At 66.2% G+C, this 24,445-nt stretch carries 13 protein-coding genes; 5 read left to right on the top strand and 8 right to left on the bottom strand.

The annotated features are described in order from the left end of the window. Position 1: 1 nt before the first annotated feature. The 6 genes from AC56DV_RS11065 to AC56DV_RS11040 form a co-directional block, all read right to left on the bottom strand. Positions 2-1,528, bottom strand: coding sequence for a tryptophan halogenase family protein (locus AC56DV_RS11065; protein ID WP_496314324.1), 1,527 nt, complete (start codon positions 1,526-1,528; stop codon positions 2-4). Next, positions 1,525-4,404 carry a glycoside hydrolase family 31 protein gene (locus AC56DV_RS11060; RefSeq protein ID WP_496314323.1) on the bottom strand — a complete coding sequence of 960 codons (2,880 nt, stop codon included), beginning with the start codon at positions 4,402-4,404 and terminating at the stop codon, positions 1,525-1,527. The genes AC56DV_RS11065 and AC56DV_RS11060 overlap by 4 nt, the downstream gene beginning before the upstream one ends. A gap of 7 nt (positions 4,405-4,411) precedes the next feature. After that, on the bottom strand, positions 4,412-6,070 hold the full coding sequence (locus AC56DV_RS11055) for a DUF5597 domain-containing protein (RefSeq protein ID WP_496314322.1): 1,659 nt from the start codon (positions 6,068-6,070) through the stop codon (positions 4,412-4,414). Positions 6,071-6,173: 103 nt separating this feature from the next. Then, the gene (locus AC56DV_RS11050) at positions 6,174-9,197 is read right to left on the bottom strand and encodes a TonB-dependent receptor (RefSeq protein ID WP_496314321.1); all 3,024 of its coding nucleotides are present in this window, start codon (positions 9,195-9,197) and stop codon (positions 6,174-6,176) included. Between the two features lie 149 nt (positions 9,198-9,346). Then, a complete protein-coding gene (locus AC56DV_RS11045; protein WP_496314320.1) occupies positions 9,347-11,005 on the bottom strand; it encodes an alpha-L-fucosidase in 1,659 nt (552 codons plus the stop codon). 23 nt (positions 11,006-11,028) lie between these two features. Then, positions 11,029-12,510 (bottom strand): tryptophan halogenase family protein, encoded by a 1,482-nt coding sequence (locus tag AC56DV_RS11040; protein WP_496314319.1) that lies wholly within the window; start codon positions 12,508-12,510, stop codon positions 11,029-11,031. Positions 12,511-12,707: 197 nt separating this feature from the next. Here AC56DV_RS11040 and AC56DV_RS11035 point away from each other — a divergent pair, with 197 nt between their 5' ends. Further along, positions 12,708-14,765 carry a glycoside hydrolase family 2 protein gene (locus AC56DV_RS11035; protein ID WP_496314318.1) on the top strand — a complete coding sequence of 686 codons (2,058 nt, stop codon included), beginning with the start codon at positions 12,708-12,710 and terminating at the stop codon, positions 14,763-14,765. A 12-nt stretch (positions 14,766-14,777) separates the two neighbouring features. Here AC56DV_RS11035 and AC56DV_RS11030 read toward each other — a convergent pair whose 3' ends face one another. Continuing rightward, entirely contained in the window at positions 14,778-16,352 is a 1,575-nt protein-coding gene (locus AC56DV_RS11030) for a GH39 family glycosyl hydrolase (protein WP_496314317.1), read from the bottom strand. Positions 16,353-16,539: 187 nt separating this feature from the next. Here AC56DV_RS11030 and AC56DV_RS11025 point away from each other — a divergent pair, with 187 nt between their 5' ends. From AC56DV_RS11025 to AC56DV_RS11015, 3 genes are read left to right on the top strand one after another with little or no spacing between them, the layout of a single operon-like run. Continuing rightward, positions 16,540-17,460, top strand: a complete 921-nt coding sequence (locus tag AC56DV_RS11025) for an alpha/beta hydrolase (protein WP_496314316.1) — start codon at positions 16,540-16,542, stop codon at positions 17,458-17,460. Between the two features lie 22 nt (positions 17,461-17,482). Further along, positions 17,483-19,825 (top strand): glycoside hydrolase family 31 protein, encoded by a 2,343-nt coding sequence (locus AC56DV_RS11020; RefSeq protein ID WP_496314315.1) that lies wholly within the window; start codon positions 17,483-17,485, stop codon positions 19,823-19,825. 1 nt (position 19,826) lies between these two features. Then, positions 19,827-21,479, top strand: coding sequence for a family 43 glycosylhydrolase (locus AC56DV_RS11015; protein ID WP_496314314.1), 1,653 nt, complete (start codon positions 19,827-19,829; stop codon positions 21,477-21,479). 25 nt (positions 21,480-21,504) lie between these two features. Here the strand turns inward: AC56DV_RS11015 and AC56DV_RS11010 are convergent, their stop codons facing one another. After that, positions 21,505-22,419 carry an aldose epimerase family protein gene (locus tag AC56DV_RS11010; RefSeq protein ID WP_496314313.1) on the bottom strand — a complete coding sequence of 305 codons (915 nt, stop codon included), beginning with the start codon at positions 22,417-22,419 and terminating at the stop codon, positions 21,505-21,507. A gap of 334 nt (positions 22,420-22,753) precedes the next feature. Between AC56DV_RS11010 and AC56DV_RS11005 the strand changes: the two genes are divergently transcribed. Next, positions 22,754-24,430: a sodium:solute symporter family transporter gene (locus AC56DV_RS11005; RefSeq protein WP_496314312.1), complete on the top strand. Its 1,677-nt coding sequence runs from the start codon at positions 22,754-22,756 to the stop codon at positions 24,428-24,430. Positions 24,431-24,445 lie beyond the last annotated feature (15 nt).

Below are 24,445 nucleotides of genomic sequence, written 5' to 3'. Positions count from 1 at the left end.
TTCAGGCAGCCAGCGGCGGCACGGACGCCGCGCCGGCCAGCCTGCCGACGTAGTCGCCGTGGTCCGGCATGGCGTGGACGGCCCGCGCGATGGTGTTGCGCACCCGGTCGAAATGGGTGCGCAGCGCCTGCAGGTCCATCAGGTCGATCAGCGGATCGCAGGTCTTGGGCGTGATGCCCAGCCCGGCCATGATGGAAATGTGGGACGAGACCTGGAAGCCTTCCGGATCGTAGATGGCGACGCGGCCGGTTTCCCGGAACAGCTCGATCTGGTGCCGCAGCGTGTCCGGAACCGGCATGTTGGCGCAATAGCGCCAGAACTCCGAATCGTCCCGCTGCGTGATCTTGTAGTGCATGACGATGAAGTCGCGCACATACTCGTAGCGCCGCGACACCAGGCGGTTGAATTCGTCGGCCAGCTGCGGGCGGAACGCGCGGTCGGGGAAGTGCTGCAGCAGCCAGCCGACCGAATTTTCGATGATGTTGATGCTGGTCGATTCGAGCGGCTCCAGGAAGCCGCTGGACAGGCCGATGGCCACGCAGTTCCTGATCCAGGACTTGCGGCGGCGCCCCGTAGTGAAGCGCAGCTGGCGCGGGTCGTCGAGCGCCTTGGCGTCCAGGCCGGCCAGCAACACGCGCGAGGCCTCCTCGTCCGACGTGAAGCCATTGCAGTACACATGGCCGTTGCCGGTGCGATGCTGCAGCGGAATGCGCCAGGTCCAGCCGGCGCTTTGCGCGGTCGAGCGTGTGTACGGCGTGAGCGGCTCCACCCTGGCGCACGGCACCGCCTGCGCGCTGTTACACGGCAGCATGGCGCTCCAGTCGTCGTAGCCGGCCTGGTACACGCCTTCGATCAGCAAACCCCGGAAGCCGGAGCAGTCGATAAACAGGTCGCCCTCGACCCGGCTGCCGTCGCGCAGCTTGACGGCGGTGATGAAGCCGGTCTCGGGATGCTGCTCCACCGCAGTGATCATGCCTTCGATGCGCGTCACACCCCGCTGCACGGCGTAGTCGCGCAGATAGGCCGCGTACAGCCCGGCGTCGAAGTGGTAGGCGTAGCTGAAGGCGTTGGTGACGGAGGGCTGGTCGCCGTAGGGCTCCATGAAGCGGTTGGACCGGCCCATCGCCGTGGCCACCGACCACTCCTCGTACGACGGCATGTCCTTGAACTCGCGCGCCAGCCGCCGCCAGTACATATACGGCGAACGGTTCTCGATGGCGGGGCCGAAGTCGCCGAAGCCGTGAAAGAAGCGGTTGCCGATATGGCCCCAGTCCCTGAACTCGATGCCGAGCTTGAAGGTGGCCTTGGTCTTGCTAGCGAAATCGGCCGGGTCCAGGCCGAGTGCGCGGTTGTAGTAGGCGATGGTGGGCAGCGTCGCCTCGCCCACGCCGACGGTGCCGATTTCCGGCGACTCCACCAGCACGATCTCGCAGGCCTTGCCCAGCCTGAGCGCCAGCGGCGCGGCCGTCATCCAGCCGGCCGTGCCGCCGCCGACAATCACGATCTTCCGGATAGCGCCGCTGTTCATGCTTTTTTCCCCCGTACAGTGATGGCCTTGCCGTTGTAGCTGACCACGTGGTCGGCATCATCCAGAGCTTGCGAAGTGGACATGCCCGGCTTGATGAAGCGAATGCGGAACTCGCGCTTGGCCACCATGCCCTTGTATTGCCCGCTGCGCGCGCCGATGGTCACGGCGCCGGTCTTGTCGTTGTAGCTCAGCGGGATGCGGCTGAACTCACCCTTGGCATAGGCGTTGGTCACGCCGTCGTCCTCGTACAGGCTGAAGCTGCCGTCCGCGCCGGTGTAGATGTTCAGCGTGATGGGCGCATCCGGACGCTCGTCCACGTACTGCATCACCGGCCCCATCGGCAGGATGGCGCCGGCCTTCACCAGCACCGGAATGCGGCCGTACGGCGCCTTCACGGTGACGGACGAACCGCCCTGGTGCACTTCACCGGTGTCGAAGTCGTACCACGAGGCGCCCTTGGGCATGTACACGCCGCGCTCGCGCGCGCCGTACACGTGCACCGGCGCCACCATCAGGTTGTGGCCGAACAGGTACTGGTCCTTGATGTCCTTCACCTGGTCGTCGGCCGGGAAGTCCATCACCAGGCCGCGCATGATGGTGCCGGAATTGTGGTGCGTGTCCGACGCGGTGGCGTAGATGTAGGGCATCAGGCGGTAGCGCAGCTTGTCGTACCAGACCATGGAGTCGCGCATCTCCGAACCCTCCGGCGAAATGACGTGGATTTCGCGCTTGACCACTTCGCCGTGCGAGCGGAACAGCGGGCTGAAGGCGCCGAACTGGAACCAGCGCAGGTTCAGCTCCTGCCATTCCTTGAGGTCCTCCGGCTTGATCTGCACCGCGCCGGTGCTGCGGTTCTCCTGCGCCGAGCCGACGTCGCCGCTCTGGAAGCGCTCTTCCTGCGCGTAGCCGCCGATATCGTGCGTCCAGTTCGGAATGCCGGACATGGAGAAGTTCACGCCCGCCGATATCTGGTCGAACAGGTTGTTCCAGCGCGCCACCGTGTCGCCGCTCCATACCGCCACCGAGTTGCGCTGGATGCCGGCGAAACCCGAGCGCGACAGGATGAACTGGCGCTTGTCCGGCTGGTCGCGCCGCAGGCCGTCTATCATGGCCTGCGAATGCACCAGGCTGTAGGGATTGAAGGTGACTTCGCCCGCGCCGTACACGGTGGGCCCGATTAGTTGCTTGAAGTCTTCCAGCCGCGAGTTGGACAGCACGTCGGCCTCGCTGTTGTCCATCCACCATGCGTCGAAGCCCAGGTCCACCAGCTTGGTCTTGAGCTGCCGGTAGTAGATGTCGCGCGCCTCCCGGGTATAAGGATCGTAGTGGCTGTTCTTGTAGCCGGGGCCAACCCAGTCCAGCGCGCCGTCCTCGACGTTCTTGGTCCACATGTGGCCCTTGGCGGCGAACTCCTTGTAGTTGTCGGTGTCCGCGTAGAACTTGCCCCAGATGGACAGCATGATGCGGGCGTTGTTCTTGTGAACCTCGTCCACCATGGCCTTGGGGTTGGGGAAGCGCGCCTTGTCGAAGTCGTGCGAGCCCCAGCCATTCTCGGGCCAGTAGAACCAGTCCTGCACGATGGCGTCCAGCGGCCAGCCGCGCTTGCGGTACTCGCGCACCACGTCGAGCAGCTGTTCCTGGGTCTCGTAGCGCTGGCGCGACTGCCAGAAGCCGTAGGTCCATTTCGGCATCATCGGCGCCTGGCCCGTCAGGTGGCGGTAGCCGGCGATCACCTGGTCGATGCTGTCGGCGCTGATCACGTGGTAGTTGACCGCTTCCGCCACTTCGGACGACATGGTCAGAGAATGGCGTTCGGCGGCGGGCAGCGGATCGTTGTGGGTGATGGCCACCATGCCGCTGGCCGGCTTCCATTCCAGGTGCAGCTTCACCGGCGTGTCCTTGGCGAAGTTGACCTCGAAGTTGTGATACCAGGGATTCCAGCCCTGGCGCCACACATCCAGCACCTGCTTGCCGTCCACCGTCAGCGTGGCGTAGTCGGACGAGTACAACTGCATCTTGTGCACGCCGGGCTTGTCGCTGCTGAGGGTCACGTCCCACACCACCTTCACGTCCTTCAGTTCCTTCAGGTTGCCGAGCTCCTTGGGCCAGTTCTCGGCCACGTCCTTCAGGTACTGGTAGGCGATGTCCTTCTCATGGCGCGTGAGCACCAGCTTGCCGCCGACGTAGTAGCGGGCCGTCAGTCCACCCGGCTTGCCCTCGTCGTCCACCAGCTTCAGGTCGCGCACCATGGGGCCGTATGGTTTCGGGTCGCCGAAGCGGGAGATCGCGTTGTTGTCCCACAAAACGCCGTAGTTCTTGTCCGAGACCACGAAGGGCACGGCCACGTCCATATTGTGCTGCGCCAGCAGCACGTCCTCGCCGTTCAGGTTCATCTGCCCGTTCTGGTGCTGGCCCAGGCCGTAGTAGGCGTCCCTGGTGCCGTGGTTGAAGCCTTCGGTGATGGCGACGAAGGGCTTGCCGCCCACCGTCACGGGCGCGATGCTTCCCGCCGCCTGCTTGAGGAACACTTTGCCCTTGCCGTCGGCGAACTGCACCCGGCCGTCGGCCAGCGACACCGTGGCGGAGATCTTGCCCGCCTTGAGCGTGACGGCCTGGCCTTTCGCGGCCACCGTGAACTTGCAGGCGCACGGCGCGGCCACCGTCATCAGCGACGGCGTCAGGCGCTTGCCGGGCTGGTCCAACTTGACCACGTGGATGATATTGTCCCTCATAACCTCCAGCAGCACTTCCTTCGCCGGTCCCTGGTCGGGCCGGACCACCACGCCGGTGGCGGTCTTTTCAAAGCTGGCCGCGTGGGCCTGGCTGCTGGCGGCCAGCGCCAGCCATACAACTACAGTCATCGGTTTGATATGCATGATTTCCTCAGTAAGTACCCATGGTGATCCGCAGGACCACCGGTTTTCCGGTCAGGTTCAGGCCATGGTCGGCCTGGTCGCCATTCCAGTTGCGCGTCATGATCCATTTGCCCTGTGCGTCGAACTGCCCTTCCTCCACGCGCGCGTACATGGATGGCTTGCCAGCGTTGGCGCCGGCGCCGGCAAAGCGCAACCGGACGTGCTGTCCGATCACGATGAACTCGTTCTCGCCCAGCTGCGCCACCGCCACGCCGCCCGAGGGCGACTCGGTGCCCGGCGGCGCGTCCTTGCCGCTGGCCTTGTCGGCCTCGGAGCGCTCGCCGAACTGCCATTCGCGGAAGGAGGCGGTCAGGCTCCAGTTCTTGAGCGCCACCATCTGCGGCGTGCGCGCGTCGCTTTCCGCAATGCCGGCGGTGCGGCCTTCGAGCGCCCAGCCCGCCCACAGCTGCGCCATCGGCCGGAATGCCGCGTAGATCCTGCCGAACGGTTCAGCCATGCTCTTGTCCTTCAGCTTGGAACCCAGCGGATAGTTGCTGTAGTCGGCATAGTCGACGCCGAACGGCGCCACGCCGATGGCGCCGCGTCCGAGGATCTGGTAGATGTACCGCGCGTAGTTGGCCGAGTTGCCCATCTCCGGCATGAACAGCGCGTTGTCCGGGCGCTGGAACAGCTCCAGCGTGGCCGACACCTTGTTCGACTCCGGGGCGTACTGGTCGGGCGCGGCGATATCGATGTGCGGGGCGGCGGCCTTGTAGATGTCGATCACGTCAAAGGTCGGGCCGCCGCTGGCGAAATTGCCTTTCCAAGGCGCCATCGGCTCGATCGGATCGCGCAGCGCATTATTGACGAACATGGGCAGGTCGTAGACGGCGCGGCCGGCCTTGGCGATCTGTTCGATGTAGCTGGCGATGGCGTAGGCGTGGAAATACTCGTCCGCGTATGGGCCGTAGACCTCGCTCCACGAGCCGCTTGCCGCGCCGGGCTGCGGCGCCTTTTTGCGCGCCAGCACCGCCGGCGGCACCGGCTGGCGGAACGCCGCTTCCGCCTTCGGCGCAAAGTCGCGCACGGTGCCGTAGGTGCCAACCTCATTCTGGACCTGCACCATGATGACGGTGCGTTGCGCCTCGTCGATCTTCTTCAGGTGCGCCATGAAGGCGACGAAGGCGCGCTTGTCGGCCTTCAGTGTTTCCTCGCCGTGCGGCGACAGGCAATAGATCTGCTTGCCGTCCCGGTCCAGCATGCGCGGGAAGCGCGCATTGTTGAACTTCACCCATCCCGGCGTGTATGCCGGGCTGGTGTTCTTCCAGGTGCCGAACCACAGCAGCACCAGGCGCACCTTGTTCTGGCGCGCCTGCGCCACCAGCGTGTCGACGTAGCTGAAATCGTACTTGCCTTCGATGGGCTCGACCTGTTCCCAGGCCACCGGAATCTCCAGCGTGTTCGCCTGCGCGTCCCGTACGCCGGCCCAAACCTCCGGCAGCGCCGCCGGATAATTGCTCGAGTTGTGCGCCTGCACGGCCAGCATGGTGTAAGGCTTGCCGTCGACGATCAGGGCGTGGCGCCCGTCTTTCTGGAGCAAGTGGGGAATCGGGGCGGCGGCGCCGGCCTGGCCCGTGGACAAGGCCAGCGCGCACAGGACGGCAAGAAGGTGGGCTGTTTTGTTCATGTACTCATGCAAAGTGAAGGAACGAGCGGAATAAGCGGAATAAGCGAACAGGCCTCCCGTAACCTGCGGGGTCGCGGGAGGCCCTGCTGCGGAGTGCTTACATTCAGAACGAGTAGCGCGCCTGCAGCGTGAAGCGGCGGCCGGTGAAGAACGCCGAGCGGTCTTTCAGGCCGATACCCTGCTGCATGTACTGCTTGTACAGCGCGTTGTTCAGGTTCTGGGCCTCGAACGCCACGCTCAGATTGTCGGTCGCCTTGTAGTGAATGCCCATGTCAAGCTGGCCGTACGCGCCGCCCCAGGTCGGCAAGGCGTAGTTCACCGAGTAGGCCTGGCCGAAGTTCGGGCTGTCCGGGTTGCGGTCGATGCCGTCGTTGCTGGCCGTGCCGTAAGCGTTGGCCGCCTGCAGGTACTTTCCGCGCCAGCTGTAGGCCAGGCGGGTGGACAGCGGGCCATGGTCGTACAGCAGCGCCAGGTTGTAGGCGTTCTTCGACATGCCCACCATCGGCAGGCCGCCCAGCACGTGGCCGTCCGTGTCGCAGCCGGCCAGGTCGCGCGCCAGGTTGGCGTCCATGGTGTCCTTCGGCGTGCACCAGCTGCGGGTCACCGGAGAGCCCAGGTTCATGCGGCTGTCGATGTAGGTGTAGTTGGCGGACACGCCCAGGCCGGACAGCAGGCCGGGCAGCTTGTCGAAGTACTGCTGATAGCCGATCTCCGCGCCGCGCGCACGGCCTGTTGCGCCGTTCACCTGCGACGTGATCAGGAAGTCATGCGGCTGGCCAGCCGTGTCGTTCAGACGGTAGGTCGAGGTCTGGCCGATGATGATGTCCTTCAGGCGCTTGTTGAACAGCGACACGGTGAACGAGCTGCTGCGGCCAAAGTAGTACTCGCCGGTCAGGTCGAAGTTGTTCGACAGCACCGGGCGCAGCATCGGATTGCCCCGCGCGGAACCAAGATAGGCGACCGAATCGAGCACCGGCAGACCGGTCGCAGCGTCCTGGTGGGAGTTGACTTTCTGCTCCAGCGTGGTGTAAGCCTGCATCTGGTAGAAGTCCGGCCGCGTCATCCCTTTCGAGAAGGCGGTACGGAACTGCAGCTCGTTGCTGACCTTCATGCGCAGGTTCAGGCTGGGCAGCGTGTTGGTGTAGCTGTTGTCGAAGGTCTGCTTGTCCGACTGCTTCGGAATCGAAGGCACGCCCGGCAGTAAGGTGGTCGGCGGGTTGAACAGCGTGTAGCCGTCCGCCGACGAGGTGGTGCGCACCACGCGCACGCCCACGTTGCCGTCCACCGGATAGGGCAGTAGGTTTTCGAATGAGAAGCGCAGCTGGGCGAACGCCGCCTTGGTCTTTTCATGCTGCAGGTTCAAGCCCTTGTCATCGCCATACGGCGCATAATTCCAGGATTGCGTACACGGCGATTTGCAGACCATCTGCGTATAGCTGTGCAGCTTCTCAAAGCCCGCCGGCGGCGAGCCCTGCGACCAGGACAGGTCCGGCGCCACCACTTGCGGCGGGGTCGGCATTTTGCCGTTGAAGAAATTGTTGAACGTCAGCGGCGTGGTGCCGCCGGCAAAACGCGGATCGCTCAGGTAGGCAAGCTGGCTCAATGGCTGCCACGAATCGCCGACCGCCCAAGGCTGCGTGATCTGCGCCCATTCGGTGTCGTGGGTGGAGCGCGTTTGCGCCTCGCGGTCGGTGAAGCGCACGCCAAAACGCAGGTCCTGCAGCACGGGGCTGTCGAAAATGTACTTGGCGTCCAGGCGGGCCGCGGTCTGGGTCGCCTTGGCCGTGTCGCGGTGCTCCTGGGCGAAGCCCCAGTAATAATTGTTGGGATTGGCCAGGTGGGCGCGGTCCGCATCGTCAAAGATGAAGCGCGGCGGCGACTGGCTCAGGTCCAGCGTTTCCTTGGGGATGTAGCCGCCCAGGCCTACGGTGTTGTCGAAGCCGGTGGTGGTGGCCTTGATGTGCTGCAGGTCCGAGCGGAACACCCACTGGTCGCTGGCGCGCCAGGTCAGGTTCCAGGCCACGTCTCGGGTATCGGCTTCGCGGCCCACGGCCCGCGTGTTGGTGCCATGGCCCACGCCGGGCTCGGTCGGTGCGCGCAGCGTCCCTTTGAGCAGCGCGCCTTTTTCGTCGAAGGTGGCGCCCGCATCCAGCTTGATGGTGGCCGGATTGGCCGACTGGAACAGCGATCCTTCCGTGGTGTCCATTTCGTACTTCGACTTGAAGTAGGTCAGCGAGGAAGCCCACGCATCCTTCTTCCACTGCAGCGCGCCGTACATGCCCTGGCGGTCGCGGTCGAAATCGCTGCGGTTCCAGGAGCCGCCGGCCGGAATCCAGCGCAGCTTGCCGCTGGTGTCGCCGACCACGGCGTCGGTGCGGGGAATGTAGGGCGAAACCGACAGGCCGTCGCTGCGCGTCTTGATGCGAGAACCCGCCACGTCGATCAGCGCGCCGATCTGGCCTATACCGGTTTCCCAGCGGTCCGACAGCAGGGCGGAGAAGGAAGGCGCGACCTTGCCGCGCAGTTGCGAGCGGGTGGCTTCCACCGAAATGGCGCCCTTGCGGCCCTTGTAGTCGAACGGCATGGCGGTGCGCAGGTTCACCAGGCCGCCGACGGCGCCTTCGATCTGCTCAGCGGAAGGACTCTTGTAGACATCCACGCCCGCCATCAGTTCCGGCGGTACGTCCTCGAAGCTCAGCGAGCGGCCGCCGTTGGCGGAGAAGGAGTCGCGGCCATTCAGCTCGGAACGCACATAGCTCATGCCGCGGATCGAAACGCCGGTACCTTCGGCGGCAAAGCGCATGATGCCGTCGCCCACGCCCTGCTGCGGGTCGGAGCGGTTCATGGTGCGGTCGATAGTCACGCCCGGCATGCGCTGCAGCACCTCGGTCACCGACTTGTCCGGCAGTTTGCCCATGTCGTCGGCGACGATCGAATCGACGATTTCGTCCGCGTCCTGCTTGCGCTTCTGGGCCGACTCCAGCGCTGCGCGCTGGCCGACCACGAACACGGTGCTGCCGTTGCCATTGTTGGCCGCCGGGGCGGTTTGCGCCAGCGCGGCGCCGCTCGCCATCAGGGCAATCTGGGCCACGCCCATGGCGATCGCGGTTTTTCTAAAATTTTTCAATTTACTCGTCCCCATTTATTTTTTAGCATCAGATCGCCATGGCGCCGGTCCCTGGACCGTGATGGCGATGAGTTCATTGTGCGGCTTGGCCAATGCAGCCGCAATTGCGAAAATCACCAATGCAACAAACAAAAACTCCGCTCGGATCTTCAGGTGATCTTCAATGCGCTGGCATAAGCCAGCGCCGGCCTGCCGGCCGGCAGCGTCACCTGCAGGCCCTCGCCGGTCTGGCGGAAGGCCAGCGCCTGCCCGCTCCCCACCAGCTCCACGCGCCCCACGCGCCCTGCCAGATGCGGGCTGCCGCTGCGCATGGACTTGATCGACACCGTACCCGCTTCCGGCCAGCCCATGACGAAGGCGTACACCGCCTCGCCCTTGGCGGTGAAGCGGATGTCGGCCGCCGAGAACGGCTTGCCCTTGCCCTCGTTGAAGCCCGCGCCCGACAGTGGCGCGCCCGCCTCGGCCGCCACCGGCCCTTCGCCGAACATGCGCCACGGCCGGGTGTCGTAAATAGCCTCGCCGTTGACGTCCATCCAGCGGCCGATTTCCTCGACGATGGCGCGCTCCTGCTCGTCGATGGTGCCGTTGCCGCGCACCGGTACGCTGAGCAGCAGGTTGCCGTTCTTGCTGACCACATCGATCAGCGTGTGCACCACTGTCTGCGCGCTCTTGTAGCTCTTGTTGTCATACACACGCCGGTCGTAGTGCCAGCTGCCGATGCAGGTGCAGGTCTGCCACGGCAGCTCTTCGATCTTGTTGCTCTGGCCGCGCTCGATATCGAGCACCAGGCTGCGGCGCTGCTGCGCATTGAGGATTTTGCCGTTGACGACCGCTTCCAGCTTCCCCTTGGTGGCAATGCTGCGGTTGTACATGTGCGCCGCCAGGCGCAGGCCGACGTCGCTAAATGGCCACAGTGGCAGCACGGTGTCGTCGTAATACACCATGTCAGGGTCGTAGGAGTCGATCAGGTCGCGCGTGCGGTTGAAGAAGTTGTCGCAGTAGGCCTGGTTCGGAATGGAGGCGCCGCCGCCCCAGTGCCACTGCTCGTGATGCACGCCGCCGTCGCCGTCGGCCTTGCTCAGCGGATGGTTCTGCGCATACAGCGCCTGGGGATCGAGCCCTTCCCACCACTGGCCCTTGCCGTCCGCCCTGGTCAGCTTGCCGTCGTAGGGAACGCCGGCGTACGGGCCGCTCTTGTCGGCGCGCTGCGCCGTCTCGTACCAGGTCCACGCGTGCGCGGCGTGCACGCTGACGCCGAAGCGCATGCCGTTGGCGCGCGCGGCCTTGCTCCAGCCGGCGACCAGGTCCTTGCGTGGCCCCATGGCAGTTGAATTCCACTGCGGCTGGTGGCGGCTGCGGTAGAGGTCGAAGTTGTCATGGTGGTTGGCCAGGGCCATGAAGTACCTGGCGCCGGCCTGCTTGTACAAGGCCATCAGCTCGCCGGGATTCCATTGCTCGGCCTTCCACTGGCGGATCACGTCCTTGAAGCCGAACTTCGACGGATGGCCATATTTCTGCACGTGGTAGCGGTAGACGTCGCTGCCCTCCTCGTACATGATGCGGCCATACCAGTCGCCGAACTCCGGTTCGCATTGCGGCCCCCAATGCGCCCAGATGCCGAACTTGGCGTTGCGGAACCAGTCCGGCGTCTGGTACTTCTCCAGCGAATTCCAGTCCGGCGTAAACGGGCCGGGGGCAATGGCTCCCGATGGAGCCTGCGCCAGTGCGTCGGCCGCGTGCGCCACGCCGGACAGGGCGGCTGCGGGAATCGCCGCGCCCATGGACTTCAGTAAATCTCTACGCCTCATTTTGTCTCCTTTAGTTGTTGGGTTCAGCGCGCCAGCACTCTGCGCAGGTAGCTGTCATGGCTGGGCATGGCCGCCACGGCGGCGGCGATGCTGTCGCGGCGCTGGCGCAGGGCTTGCAGCGCCAGCCCGGGCGCCAGCTCGCCCAGCGCAGGATCGGCCCGTTCCGGCCAGTGCCCCATGCCGGCGTGGATCGCCAGCCAGCTGGTGGCGTCGAAACCCTCTTCGCCGTACTGGTGCAGCGTGCCGGTCTGGCGCCAGGCGTGGATCTTGAAAGCCAGTGTTTCGGGCAGTTCCATCGACGCCATGGCGCGCCACAATTCGCTGTCGCGGCGCGCCGTGAGGCGGTAATGCAGAATGATGAAGTCGCGCACGCGCGCAAACTGGCGCACCATGGCCACGTTGTAATCGGCCACCTCCTCCACGCTGGGCGCCGCCCCCGGCAGCAGTTGCTCGATCAGGCGTCCCAGGCCGCTCTGCACCAGGAAAATGCTGGTCGACTCCAGTGGCTCCAGAAAGCCGGACGACAGGCCCAGCGCCACCACGTTGCGCACCCAGAATCGCTCCCGGTGGCCGGTGGTGAAGCGCAGCAGGCGCGGCTCGGCCAGCGCCGGGCCGTCCATCTGCTGCATCAATTGCTCGCGCGCGCGGTCCTCGTCAATGTAGCGGCTGGCGAACACGTGGCCGTGGCCGGTGCGGTTGCGCAGGGGGATGCGCCACGCCCATCCCGCTTCAAGCGCAGTGGCGCGCGTGTACGGCGCAAGTTCAGTCCCGCCGCGCTCGCTGGGACAGGCCCAGGCCCGGTCCACCGGCAGCCAGTGGCTGAAATCCACAAAGGGCTCGCCCAGGGTGCGCCCCAGCAGCAGCGATGCGAAGCCGGAGCAGTCGATGAACAAGTCGCCGTCCACGGCGCGGCCATCGGCCAGCTTGAGCCGGTCCACGCCGCCATCGGCGCACCGCGCCACATCGACGATGCGGCCCTCGGTGCGCCGCACGCCGCGCTGCAGCGCCAGCGTGCGCAGGAAGCCGGCGTACAGCACGGCGTCGAAATGGTAGGCGTAGTTGAAGAATTTCTCCTGCTCGGGCGGCGCCTGGAAGCGGCCCTGGCTGGCCATCACGCTCGGCAGGCATTGTTCGCCCAGCGTTCCCAGGCCGGCCTCGCCGAGGCGGCGGTACTGGCCCCACAGGGCTTGCGGGCCGGCCAGCGCGCCGAAGTCGCCGAAGGTATGGAAGTAGCCTTCGCCCCGCACGCGCCAGTCGCGGAACTCGATGCCCAGTTTGTAGGTGCCGTTGGTGGCGCGCAGGAACTCGGCCTCGTCGATGCCGAGGATCTTGTGAAAGGCACGGATCGACGGGAAGGTCGCTTCACCCACGCCGATGATGCCGATCTCCTCCGACTCAACCAGTTCCACCGTGCTGCCCGGCAGTGCACTGGCCAGCGCCGTCGCCGCCATCCAGCCGGCCGCGCCGCCGCCAACGACCACGATGCGTTTGTATGCAGTTTCCATGCGTGTCCCCCTGAAACTGTTTTGAATTATTCTGAGTTGCTCTTCTACCTGGCAGAACATTGTGCGAGTTGCCACCGCGTGCGGCAATTGTGAAATTCGTTAAACCGGCGAACGAAATCAGCCAAGCGGCGGCGCCTCGATTGCAGCGCGGCGCGGCGGCGCGGACAATGGCCGCAAACCATTTCGAAGGGAGAAGAATGCTCACGTTGCGACACGCATGGCCATGGATTTTCCAGGCGGCGCTGATGGCGTCCTGCGCCGCAGGAAACGCACACGCCGGCGAGCAGCAGGCGCGCGCCGTCATGCCGCTGGATGCGGACTGGCTTTTCAGGAAGGCGGACAGCCAGTCATGGCAAGCCGTCACCCTGCCCCACAGCTTCGACACCGGCGACGGCGCCAGCCCGCAGCCCTACCGGGGCAAGGCCCTGTACCGGCGCACGCTGGACTTGCCGCGCCAAGGTGCGGACCGGCGCCATTTCCTGGAATTCGACGGCGCCATGCTGGTGACGGAAGTGCGCGTCAATGGCAAGCACGCCGGACGCCACGCGGGCGGCTTCGCGCGCTTCCGCTTCGACGTGACGCCGTGGCTGAAAAACGGCCGCAACGACATCGAAGTCAGTGTCGACAACGCGCCGGACGGCAACGTGGCGCCGCTGGGCGGCGATTACACCATGTTCGGCGGCCTGTACCGGCAGGTGCGCCTGGTCACCACCGGCGACGTGCACTTCGACATGCTGGACTATGGCGGCCCCGGCGTCTACTTCAAGGCGGCCGGCGTGTCGCCAAAGCAGGCCTCGCTGGCGTGGACCGCGCGCGTGGCCAACGGCCGTGGCAATGCCGTGCGCGCCGTCGTGACCGCGCGCCTGCGCGACGCCGGGCAGCGCGTGGTCGCCACGGCGCGCAAGGCGGTGACCCTGCCGCCGCGCAGCGTCACCGCCGTTGCCCTGGACCGCGTGCTGGCCGCCCCGCGCCTGTGGCAGGGCGTGCGCGATCCCTACCTGTACACCAGCGAGGCCGAACTGAGCGTCGACGGCGCCCCGGCCCGAGCGCCGGACCGGCTGTCGTTCCAGGCCGGCATCCGCGACATCCGCCTGGACCCGGCCCGGGGCCTGCTGCTGAACGGCGCGCCTTATCCGGTGCACGGCGTGAACGTGCACCAGACCGTCCTGCCCGGCAAAGGCCCCGCCGTCTCCGACGCCGACATCGATGCCGACTACCGCATCCTGGCGGACCTGGGCGTGACCGGCCTGCGCTACGCGCACTACCAGCACCCGCAGCACGCCTACGACTTGGCCGACCGCAACGGCTGGCTGGTGTGGACCGAAATGCCGCTGACGGCGGCCGTCGCCGGCACGGAAGCGTTCCAGGCCAACAGCGTGCAGCAGCTGCGCGAGCTGATACGCCAGAACAGCAACCATCCCTCCGTCATGGTGTGGGGGCTCGGCAACGAGATCTACAAGGTCGATGACGACAGCGCGCGCGTCCTGTCCCTGCTGCACCGCATGGCGCGCAGGGAGGACGACAGCAGGCCCACGGCCTACGCCAACTGCTGCGCCCCCATCGACGGCCCGCAGGCTTCGCATACGGACGCGCTGGGCTCAAACGTGTACTACGGCTGGTACGACGGCGAATTCGGCGCCCTCGGCCCCTTCCTGGACGCGAACCGCGCGCGGCGCCCCGCCGCGCCGCTGTCGGTTAGCGAATACGGAGCGGGCGGCAGTGCGCTGCAGCAGGAAGACCCGCCGCGCCGCCCCAAGCCGGACGGGCGCTGGCACCCCGAGCAGTACCAGGCGCTGTACCACGAAGCGGCCTGGCCCCAGCTGGAAGCGCGGCCGTGGCTGTGGGCGAATTTCATCTGGGTGGGGTTCGACTTCCCGTCCGCAGGCCGCAACGAAGGCGACCGGCCGGGCTTCAACGACAAGGGACTGGTCAGCTTCGACCGCAGCGTGAAGAAGGATGCGTATTTCTGGTACCAGGCCAACTGGAGCACGCGGCCGATGGTGCACATCACGTCGCGCCGCCATGCGCAGCGCCGCGAGGCCGGCGTGCAGGTGAAGGTGTACAGCAACCAGGCCAGCGCCAGCCTGCGCCTCAACGGCGTGGACCTCGGCGCGCAGCCCGTGGTTGGCCGCATCGCAACGTGGCAAGTGCAGCTGGCGGAAGGCGCCAACCGCCTCGACGTCACGGCGGGCGCGGCCTCCGATACGGTGGAGTGGCACTACCAGGCGGAGCAGGCAGCTCCGGCGGCTCGTTAGCCCGTCACGATATTACCTGGCCAGCGGCTCCAGCGTCACCAGCACGATGTCGTTGCTGCGCATCGGCACGGTGACGTCGAGGGCGCCGCTCTTGCCGACGCTGACCACGCGGTCGGACTCGGGAACGTCCCTGGTCAGCGTGTGCAGCTGCTCGACCTGCGCCGGCGTGAGCGTGTTGGGCGCGCCCATTTCGATGTATGCCGTGTAGGCGTCATTGGCCTTGAAGCCGGTGCGGCGCACCTGCAAACGGTACTTGCCCGCCTTGGCGTGGCGGAACTGCACCGCCACCGGCGCCGACGGCGTGGCCGGCAGCACGCGGCTGTAGAAGGAGCGGTTGCTGACCTTCTGGTCCGGCTGCTGGAAGTCCCACACCACCGCGCGCAGCGCATTGCCGTCCGTGGCCGCCATCACCTGCGCGTCCTTCACGGGGATTTCCTTGCCGCTCAACGCATGCAGGTACTTGTAGGCGAAGTAGGCGCTCTTGCGGATGCCCTGCGGGTTCATCAGGCCGAAGCCGCCCTCGAACGGCTTGGTGGGCGGCCCCGGCTCCTCGAACAGGTCGGTGTAGGTCCAGTAGCTCATGCCTTGCGCCAGGCCCTTGCTGCCTTGCAGCTTGCTCAGGATGTAGGGCGCGCTGATGTAGGAATCATGCACCAGGTCGCGCGGCGTGTAGCTGGTGCTCCACTCCGTGAAGTACAGCGGCAGCTTGGGAAACTTCGAGGCGGTGATCTGCTCGCGCACCCGGCGCACGTCGCCGATGACGGCGTCCGGCGACGGCGACAGCTTGGTGTCGTCCACGCCCTTCTCGTCCAGGAAGCCGCTCTCCACGCCGTAGGTGTGGGTGGTGACGAAGTCCACCGCCGCGCCGCTCTTGTCCATGTAGTCGAGGAATTCCGGCACCCAGGCTGCGCCCGCGGTGGACGGGCCGCCCACGCGCAGCGCCGGGTCGATCGCCTTGATGGTCTTGGCAGTCAGGTCGTACAGCTCGAAATAGGCTTTCTGGTCGGCGCGCTCCCAGAAGCCGTCCAGGTTGGGCTCATTCCACACTTCGAAGAACCAGGTGCGCACCTCTTCCTTGCCGTAGCGCTGCTGGATGTGGTTGACGAAGGCACCGATCAGGTCCTTCCAGCCCGCGTGCTCGGGGTGCGAGGTGTTGCCCTCCCAGTAGAAGATCTGGTTCTTCGACGTGGCCAGCGCCTTGGGCGTGAAGCCCAGTTCAACGAACGGCTTGATGTTACGCGCCAGAAGCTTGTCGTACAGCTCGTCGAGCTTGGTCCAGTCGTACACCAGCTTGCCGTTCTCCTTGCGCACGGTCTTCAGCACGTCGTGGAAGATGGCGTGGAAACGGATGTAGCGGAAGCCGGTTTCCTCGGTGAGCGTTTTCAGCTGCGCCATGCTGTCGTCGCGTATCAGCGTGCCCGGATAGTCGGAGCCGATGGACAGGTCGAAGAAGCGGTCCAGCGGCTCGCTGGCCTTGGCCGCGTCGAGCACGACCTGGCGCGGCGGCGCTTTGACGGAAGCGGCCGGCGCCGCCCCCGCCGTGATGGAAAACGCCGCGCCTAGCGCGGCGAGGCATATACGTGGCACGTGTTTCATTCCTTTGGTCCCCTCTTTTTTTCATTCGTGGAGCGGATGCTAACACCATCGTTTTCCCTCCGGAACGGCAGCGATGGGGCTTACGGCAAATCATTCGCAGCGTCGGTGATTTTCATAATTGCCGCCCATAGGCGAGTCTGTGAAGATGGAACGCCAGCAACCACAAAGGATGACACTCATGCGATCTTGGATTACGGCCCTGCTGTTCCTGGCCACCGCCGGCGCACTCGCGCAAACCGGTGTTGTCGCGCTGTGGTCCGGCGGCCTGCCGAAAGCGGGCCCGCTGGCCAGGCCGCTTGCCGGCCCGGAGCGGATGGACGGTGAGCGCATCAGCAACATCAGCGAACCCACGCTGACGGTCTACCCCGCCTCCTACGACCGCCCGGCCCGCACCGCCGTCATCATCTGCCCTGGCGGCGGCTACGAGTTCCTGTCCTTCACCCGCGAAGGCCACCAGTACGCGCAATGGCTGTCCGGCCTGGGCGTGACCGCCTTCGTGCTGAAGAACCGGCTGTCCGGCTACGGCCATCCCGCGCCGCTGCAGGACGTGCTGCGCGCGGTGCGCCTGGTGCGTTCGCAGGCCGCGAAATACGGCGTGGCGCCGGACCGTATCGGCGTCATGGGCAGTTCGGCCGGCGGCCACCTGGCGGCCAGCGCCGCCACCCTGTACGACCATCCGTCCGGCCGCAGCGGCAACGCATCCGACCCGCTCGACGCGGTCAGCGCGCGGCCGGACTTCGCCATGCTGATGTATCCCGTCATCTCGATGGAGCCGCCCGTCACGCACCAGGGTTCGCGCCATGCCTTGCTGGGCGCGGCGCCGCAGCAGCAACTGGTGGAACTGATGTCGCTTCACAAGCAGGTCAACGCGTCGACCCCGCCCACCCTGCTGCTCCATTCGCAGGACGACGGCCTGGTGCCGGCCGAGAACAGCATCCTGTTCTTCCAGGCGCTGACCCGCGCGCGCGTGCCGGCCGAGCTGTACGTGTTCGAGCGCGGCGGCCACGGCATGGCCATGCGCGCCGGCCAGGGCACGGCGTCGAACTGGCCGCGCCGCGCCGAAGAATGGCTGCGCGAACGCAAACTGATCGCAGAATAAACAACCCAACGCAGGAGTAGCAATGACAGTGCAATACAAGCGCAAGGCCCTGGCCGCCTCGATTTCCATGATGATGCTGGGCGCCGCCGCGCATGGCGCGCCGATCACCACGCTGGACCGCAACGGCGCGTGGGTCTCGGTCGAGGCCTACGGCCCGAACGTCGTCCACGTCACAATCGCCGCCGACAAGGCCGAGGCGCTGAAGGGACCGGGCTACGGCATCCTGCCGCAGAACGCCGACAACGCCGCCTTCCGCCACACCTCCGGCAAGGACGGCGACAGCTTCGCCTCGCAGGCGCTGACGCTCACCGTGGCCCCGGCGCCGCTGCCGCGCGTGCCGACCTCGGGCGAGAAGTACTTCGCGCCTCAGCTCGCGCCGGTCGCGCTGAAGGTGAAAAACGCGAAAGGCGAAACGGTGCTCGACATGACCGGCTGGGAGCTGGCGCCGCAGACCGTCAACACCGAGAAGACCTACCAGGCCGGCGCCTCCTTCAGCGCGCCGGCCGACGAGCATTACTACGGCATGGGCCAGAACCAGGAATCGACCGGCCCGCTGGACCTGCGCGGCCGCGTGCTCGACTGCAAGCACTGGTACGACGCGCCGGCCGGCGAAACGGTGTGCGTGCCGTTCATGGTGTCGTCCAGGGGCTACGGCATCGTCTGGGACAATCCTTCCGCCACGCGCTTCATCGCCGGCGTCAACGGCCGCACAGCGTTCCAGTCCAACGTGGGCGAGCGCGTCAGCTTCTTCGTCATCACCGGCAACACGCCGGAAGAGATCTACTCGGGCTATGCGCGCGTGACCGGCAAGACGCCGATCCCGCCCAAGGCCGCCTTCGGCCTGATCCAGTCCAAGGCGCGCTACGAGAGCCAGCAGGAAGTGCTGCGCGTCGCCAAGACCTACCGCCAGAAAAAATACCCGCTCGACATCATGGTGGTGGACTGGTTCCACTGGACGCGCATGGGCCAGATGGACATCGACCCGGCCCAGTTCCCCGACCCGGTCGCCATGAACAAGGAACTGCACGACCTCGGCATGCAGTCCATCATCTCCGTGTGGCCGCGCTATGAAACGGCGGGCCGCTACTTCAACGAACTCGATGCCAAGGGCTACTTCCTGAAGGACAAGGACGGCAAGACCGTGGACGGCCTGCCCTTCCGCTCCGACCGCACCGGCGCCCTGATCGACTCCACCAACCCGGCCGCGCGCCAGTGGTTCTGGGAGCGCGTGCGCGACAACATCCTGTCGCAGGGCTTCGACTATCCGTGGCTGGACGAGACCGAACCGGACCTGGTGCCGGACGGCTATTTCTATTCGATCGGTTCGGGCGACCGTTACCGCAACCTGTTCCCGCTGCTGCACGTGCAGGGCGTGGCCGACGGCATGCGCGCATGGAAGCCGAACAAGCGCGCGCTGATCCTGTCGCGCGCCGCCTACCTCGGTTCGCAGCGCAGCGGCGCCCTGTTCTGGTCTTCCGACATCCATCCGTCCTGGGAAGCGCTGGCGCGCCAGGTGCCGGCCGGCTTGAACATGACGGCGTCCGGCATCGCCTACTGGGGCAACGACATCGGCGGCTGGCAGTGGCTGCCGCAAGCCACCAAGGCGACTAAAAAACCGCTGGTCGATCCGGCCGGCGCCGCCGCCACCATCGGCCAGAACCACGACTACCCGGAACTGCTCACGCGCTGGTTCCAGTACGGCACCTTCCTGCCCACCCTGCGCGTGCACGGCGACCGCAAGCACGCGGAAATCTGGGAATTCGGCCAGCACGCCGAAACCATCCTGGCCGATTACGACCGGCTGCGCTACAAGCTGATCCCGTACATCTACAGCCAGGCCAAAGCCACCTGGGACAGCGGCGCGCCGTTCATGCGGCCGTTGTGGATGGATTTCCCCAACGATGCGAACGTGGCCAATATCGGCACGCAGTACATGTTCGGCCCCGCCTTCCTGGTGGCGCCGATCACCGAGCAGGGCCAGACCGAGAAGGACGTCTACCTGCCGGCCGGCAGCGACTGGTACAACTTCTGGACCAACGAGAAGCTGGCGGGCGGCCGCTGGGTGAAGGTGGCGGCGCCCATCGAGCAGATGCCGGTGTTCGTCAAGGCCGGCTCCATCGTGCCGTTCGGCGCGGAGATCCAGTCGACGGCGACCAAACAGGCTATCGCCGAGATCCGCGTCTATCCGGGCAAGGATGGCGCTTTCTCGCTGTATGACGACGACGGCGTCTCGTACGATTATGAAAAAGGCAAAGGCACGCTGGCGCGCCTGCAGTGGAACGACGGCGCCGGCCGCCTGACGGTGAGCGGCGACCAGGAGCTGGCCCGCAAGGCGCCAGGCCTGACCAAAGTGATCGGCAAATAGGATGGCGGACAAAAGCGACATCAAGCAGGCCGGCCGGCGCGGGCTGTTCAAGCTGGCCCTGGCCGGCGCGGGCGCCGCCGCCGCGCCGTTCACGGCGGGTGCCGCGTCCGCAGCCTGCCCCGCCGCCGGCGCGGCAGGCGCGGCGGGCGCACTGCCTGCCGCCTACGGCATCGAAGGCCAGCGCAAGGCGGACCTCGGCAACGGCACCTTCATCAACCCCATCATCTCCGGCGACCACCCTGACCCGACCATCCTGAAGGACGGCGACGACTACTACATGACGTTTTCGTCCTTCTTCTCCTACCCGGGCGTGGTGATCTGGCATTCGCGCGACCTGGTCAACTGGGCGCCCATCTGCGCCGCGCTCAGCAAGCCGCTCGGTTCGGTCTGGGCGATGGACCTGGTCAAGCACCAGGGCCGCTATTACATCTACATTCCCGCCAGCCCGAACGGCGAGAGCGGCATCTTCGTCATCCATGCCGACGACATCCGGGGCCCGTGGAGCGATCCGGTCGACCTGAAGATCGCCGGCTGCATCGATCCCGGCCACGCCGTTGGCGAAGACGGCAAGCGCTACCTGTTCATGAACGGCGTGCGCCGCATCGCCCTGTCGGACGACGGGCTGTCCACGGCCGGGCAACTGGAGCACGTCTACGACCCATGGCGCTATCCGGAAGACTGGGTGGTGGAGATGTTCGCGCCCGAGGGCCCCAAGCTGTTCCGGCGCGGCGAGTGGTTTTACCTGGTGTCCGCCGTGGGCGGCACCTCCGGCCCGCCCACCAGCCACATGATCACCGTGGCCCGCTCGCGCTCGATCCACGGCCCGTGGCAGAACTGCCCGCACAACCCCATCGTGCGCACCCGCAGCGCGGACGAACCCTGGTGGTCGCGCGGCCACGCCACCGTCATCGAAGGCCCGGGCGGCGACTGGTGGATGGTCTACCACGGCTACGAGAACGGCTTCCGCACGCTGGGCCGGCAGACGCTGCTCGAACCCATCGAGTGGACCAGCGACGGCTGGTTCCGCGCGCGCGGCGGCACACTGTCCAAGCCCATGCGCAAGCCGAAGGGGGGGCGCGCGGGGCCGGCCGGCCAGGCGCTATCGGACGATTTTTCGTCCAACAAGTTCGGCGTGCAGTGGAGCTTCTTCGATCCGGGCCCCAATGAAATGCAGCGCGCGCGCTACGACGGCAACAGCCTCGTCATCCAGGGCAAGGGCACCTCCGCCGCCGACTGCTCGCCGCTCACCTGCATCGTCGGCGACCGCGACTACGAGGCTTCCGTGGTGCTGGAAACGATCGGCGGCGCCCAGGGCGGCCTGCTGCTGTACTACAGCCAGCGCGGCTTCTGCGGCATCGGCTTCAGCGCCGGGCAGATGTTCACCTACCATTGCGGCGAAGAGCAAAGCTGGATGCGGGAAAGGATGGACGGCGGGACCGTGCACGTGAAGGTCGCCAACCGCGCCAACATCGTCACCTTCCACTACTCGCGCGACGGCAGGCAGTGGATCAAGCACCCCTGGCAGATGGAGGTGTCCGGCTTCCACCACAACGTGTTCGGCGGCTTCCTGAGCCTGAAAGTGGGCATCTACAGCGCCGGCAAGGGCGAGGTGCGGGCCACGCAGTTCCGCTACCGGGGCCTGCCGCCCGCCTGACGGCCGGCCTGGCCGGCCTGGCCGGCTAAGCTTCCAGCGACAGCCGGTAGACCGTGGTCTGCCGGTACGCTTTCCCCGGGTGCAGGATGACATGCGGCCAGGCTGCGCTGGTCAGGCCTGGACGGGCATTGGCGTCGAGGCAGAAGCCGTCCGGCCCCGGGCCCAGCGCAGGGCTCTGGCCTTGGATCTGAGCCTGGACCTGGCCGCGCCCCGGGGGGCGCATGCCGGCGCAAAACTGCACGGCGGCTTCGGTGGTGTACATCTGCAGGCAGCGCCCGGAGCCGGGATCGACCACGCGCGCCACTTCCCGCAGCGCGCCCTGCCCGCCGGCATAGTGGCTGCCCACGAACAGGCAATGATCGAAGCCGCCGGCCAGGTGGATCTGCCTGTCGGGCCAGCTCAGGCGCGGACCGATGGGCGCCGGCTGGCGGAAATCGAACGGCGTTCCCCCTACCGCGGCCACCCCGGCCGGCGTGCCCTCCGCATCCATTTCCACGTAATAGTCGGCGTCGATCTGCAGTATGTGGTCGCCGACGTCGGCGGCGCCTCCGTTCAGGTTGAAACAGGTATGCGGCTTGGCCTCCAGGCGGGCCGCCGAACGGGCCGTGGCGTGGTAGTCGATGGTCAGGCTGCCGTCGTCGTCAAGGCGGTAATCGAGGCGGTAGTCGACCAGCAGGCCGGGTGCGCCGCCGGGCGCCGTCAGCAGCATGGCCACGCCGGCGCCGGTCTGGCGGCCTTGCCAGAGGGCCACGACGCCGGCCCCGCTGCGCCCGCCCAGCAGCACGTCGGCCATGCGGCCGTAACGGTCCGGCGTGCGCCACGAGCGCAGTGCGCCGCCGCGTTCGCTGATCGTCACCGCCATGTCGCCGGCGTTCTTGAGCGTAAATACGCGGTATTGGTCCGGCTCGGCCACGGTGCCGGGAAAGGGATTGGTCATCATTGAAATGCGGGGCTTCCTGTACGAGAACGGCACCATGCCATTCTGCAATCGCCGGCACAGCCTATCAATTACGAAAATCACCAAGGGGCGGAACGATTCTGGCTAACTGCCCCGCAAAGGCGTTTACGGGGGCCGGTCTTGGGCAATAATGCGAGCGCAGCGGGTTGCTTGAACGAGCTGATCCATGCCGAAACAATATAGCTGCATGCAAAAGTCATATTGGAAATCACAGGCCCATGTCGTCTAAGATTTTCCCTTTGCCGATTTTACAAAAGGGGCCCGGTGCACAGCACGGCCGCCCGCCCAGAGACAACCTATTCACCGTGAGCATTTCATGAGCACCTTTTCAACAGTCGACCTGATCGTCTTCCTCTTCTACTTTGTCCTGGTGGCCGGTTACGGCATCTGGGTTTACCGGCGCAAGCAAGCCGGCTCCGGTTCGGCCTCGCACGACTACTTCCTGGCCGAAGGCTCCCTGACCTGGTGGGCGATCGGCGCCTCGCTGATCGCCTCCAACATCTCCGCCGAGCAGTTCATCGGCATGAGCGGCTCCGGGTTCAAGATCGGCATGGCCATTGCCGTGTATGAGCTGATGGCCGCCGCCACGCTGGTGATCGTGGCCGTGTTCTTCATGCCGGTCTACCTGAAGAACCGCATCTACACCATGCCGCAGTTCCTGGAGCAGCGCTACGGCAAGGCCGTGGCCACCACCATGGCGCTGTTCTGGCTCGGCCTGTACGTGGTGGTCAACCTGACCTCCATCCTGTACCTGGGCGCGCTGGCCATCAGCAGCCTGTCCGGCATCGCCCTGCTGCCCTGCATGCTGTTCCTGGCGGTGTTCGCCGCCGTCATCACGCTGGGAGGCATGAAAGTGATCGGCTACACCGACGTGGTGCAGGTGACCTGCCTGGTGATCGGCGGCCTGGTGACCACCTGGCTGGCGCTCGACATGGTGGCCGCGCTGGCCGACAAGCAGGGCGCGATCGCCGGCTTCTCCGAACTGTTCGTGCGCGCCGGCGGCCACTTCGACATGGTGCTCGCGCGCGACAACCCGAACTACATGGACCTGCCCGGCCTGTCGGTGCTGATCGGCGGCATGTGGATCGTCAACCTGAACTACTGGGGCTGCAACCAATACATCACGCAACGCGCGCTGGGCGCCGACCTGCCGACCGCCCGCAAAGGCCTGCTGTTCGCGGCCTTCCTGAAACTGCTGATGCCCATCATCGTGGTCCTGCCCGGCATTGCCGCGTATGTACTGGACCAGGCCGGCGTGCTGGGCACCGCGATGCAGCACGGCGGTGAAGTCAATCCCGACCGCGCCTACCCTGTCCTGCTGAACCTGCTGCCATCGGGCCTGAAGGGCATCGCCTTCGCCGCGCTGACGGCGGCCGTGGTGGCATCGCTGGCCGGCAAGGCCAACAGCATCGCCACCATCTTCACACTCGACCTGTACAAGAAAAACTTCAACAAGGAAGCCAACGAACAGCGCATGGTGTGGATCGGCCGCGTGAGCGTGGTGGTGGCCATGGCGCTGGCGGTGTTCATCGCGCCGATGCTGGGCATCGACAAGAAAGGCGGCTTCCAGTACATCCAGGAATACACCGGCTTCGTCTCGCCCGGCATCCTGGCCATGTTCCTGATGGGCTTCTTCTGGAAGAAAACCACCGCCGGCGCGGCCATGTTCGCCACCGTGGGCGGCCTGGTGGGCTCCATCGTGCTGAAGTTCCTGCCGACGATGATGGACCTGTCGTTCCTGATCCCGATCGGTTTCGCCAAGGTGACCGATGCCGGCGTGGCCGAGATCCCCTTCCTGGACCGCATGTTCATCGTGTTCTTCTTCGTCGTCGCCGGCATGGTGCTGATCAGCAAAATGGCCGAAGCGCGCCGCGAAGGCGTGTCCAGGCACCTGCATATCGACACCTCGCTGTTCCGCGTGGACGGCGCCTTTGCGCTCGGCTCGGCGGTCATCGGCGTGACGCTGGCGGCGATCTACAGCGGCTGGTGGTAAGCGCGGGACGCGGGC

This window comes from Massilia sp. BGA-UO-ETr-WB1, assembly GCF_059567845.1.
Note: the sequence above shows the minus strand (reverse complement) of the source record. Positions and strands in the feature narration are given on the sequence as shown.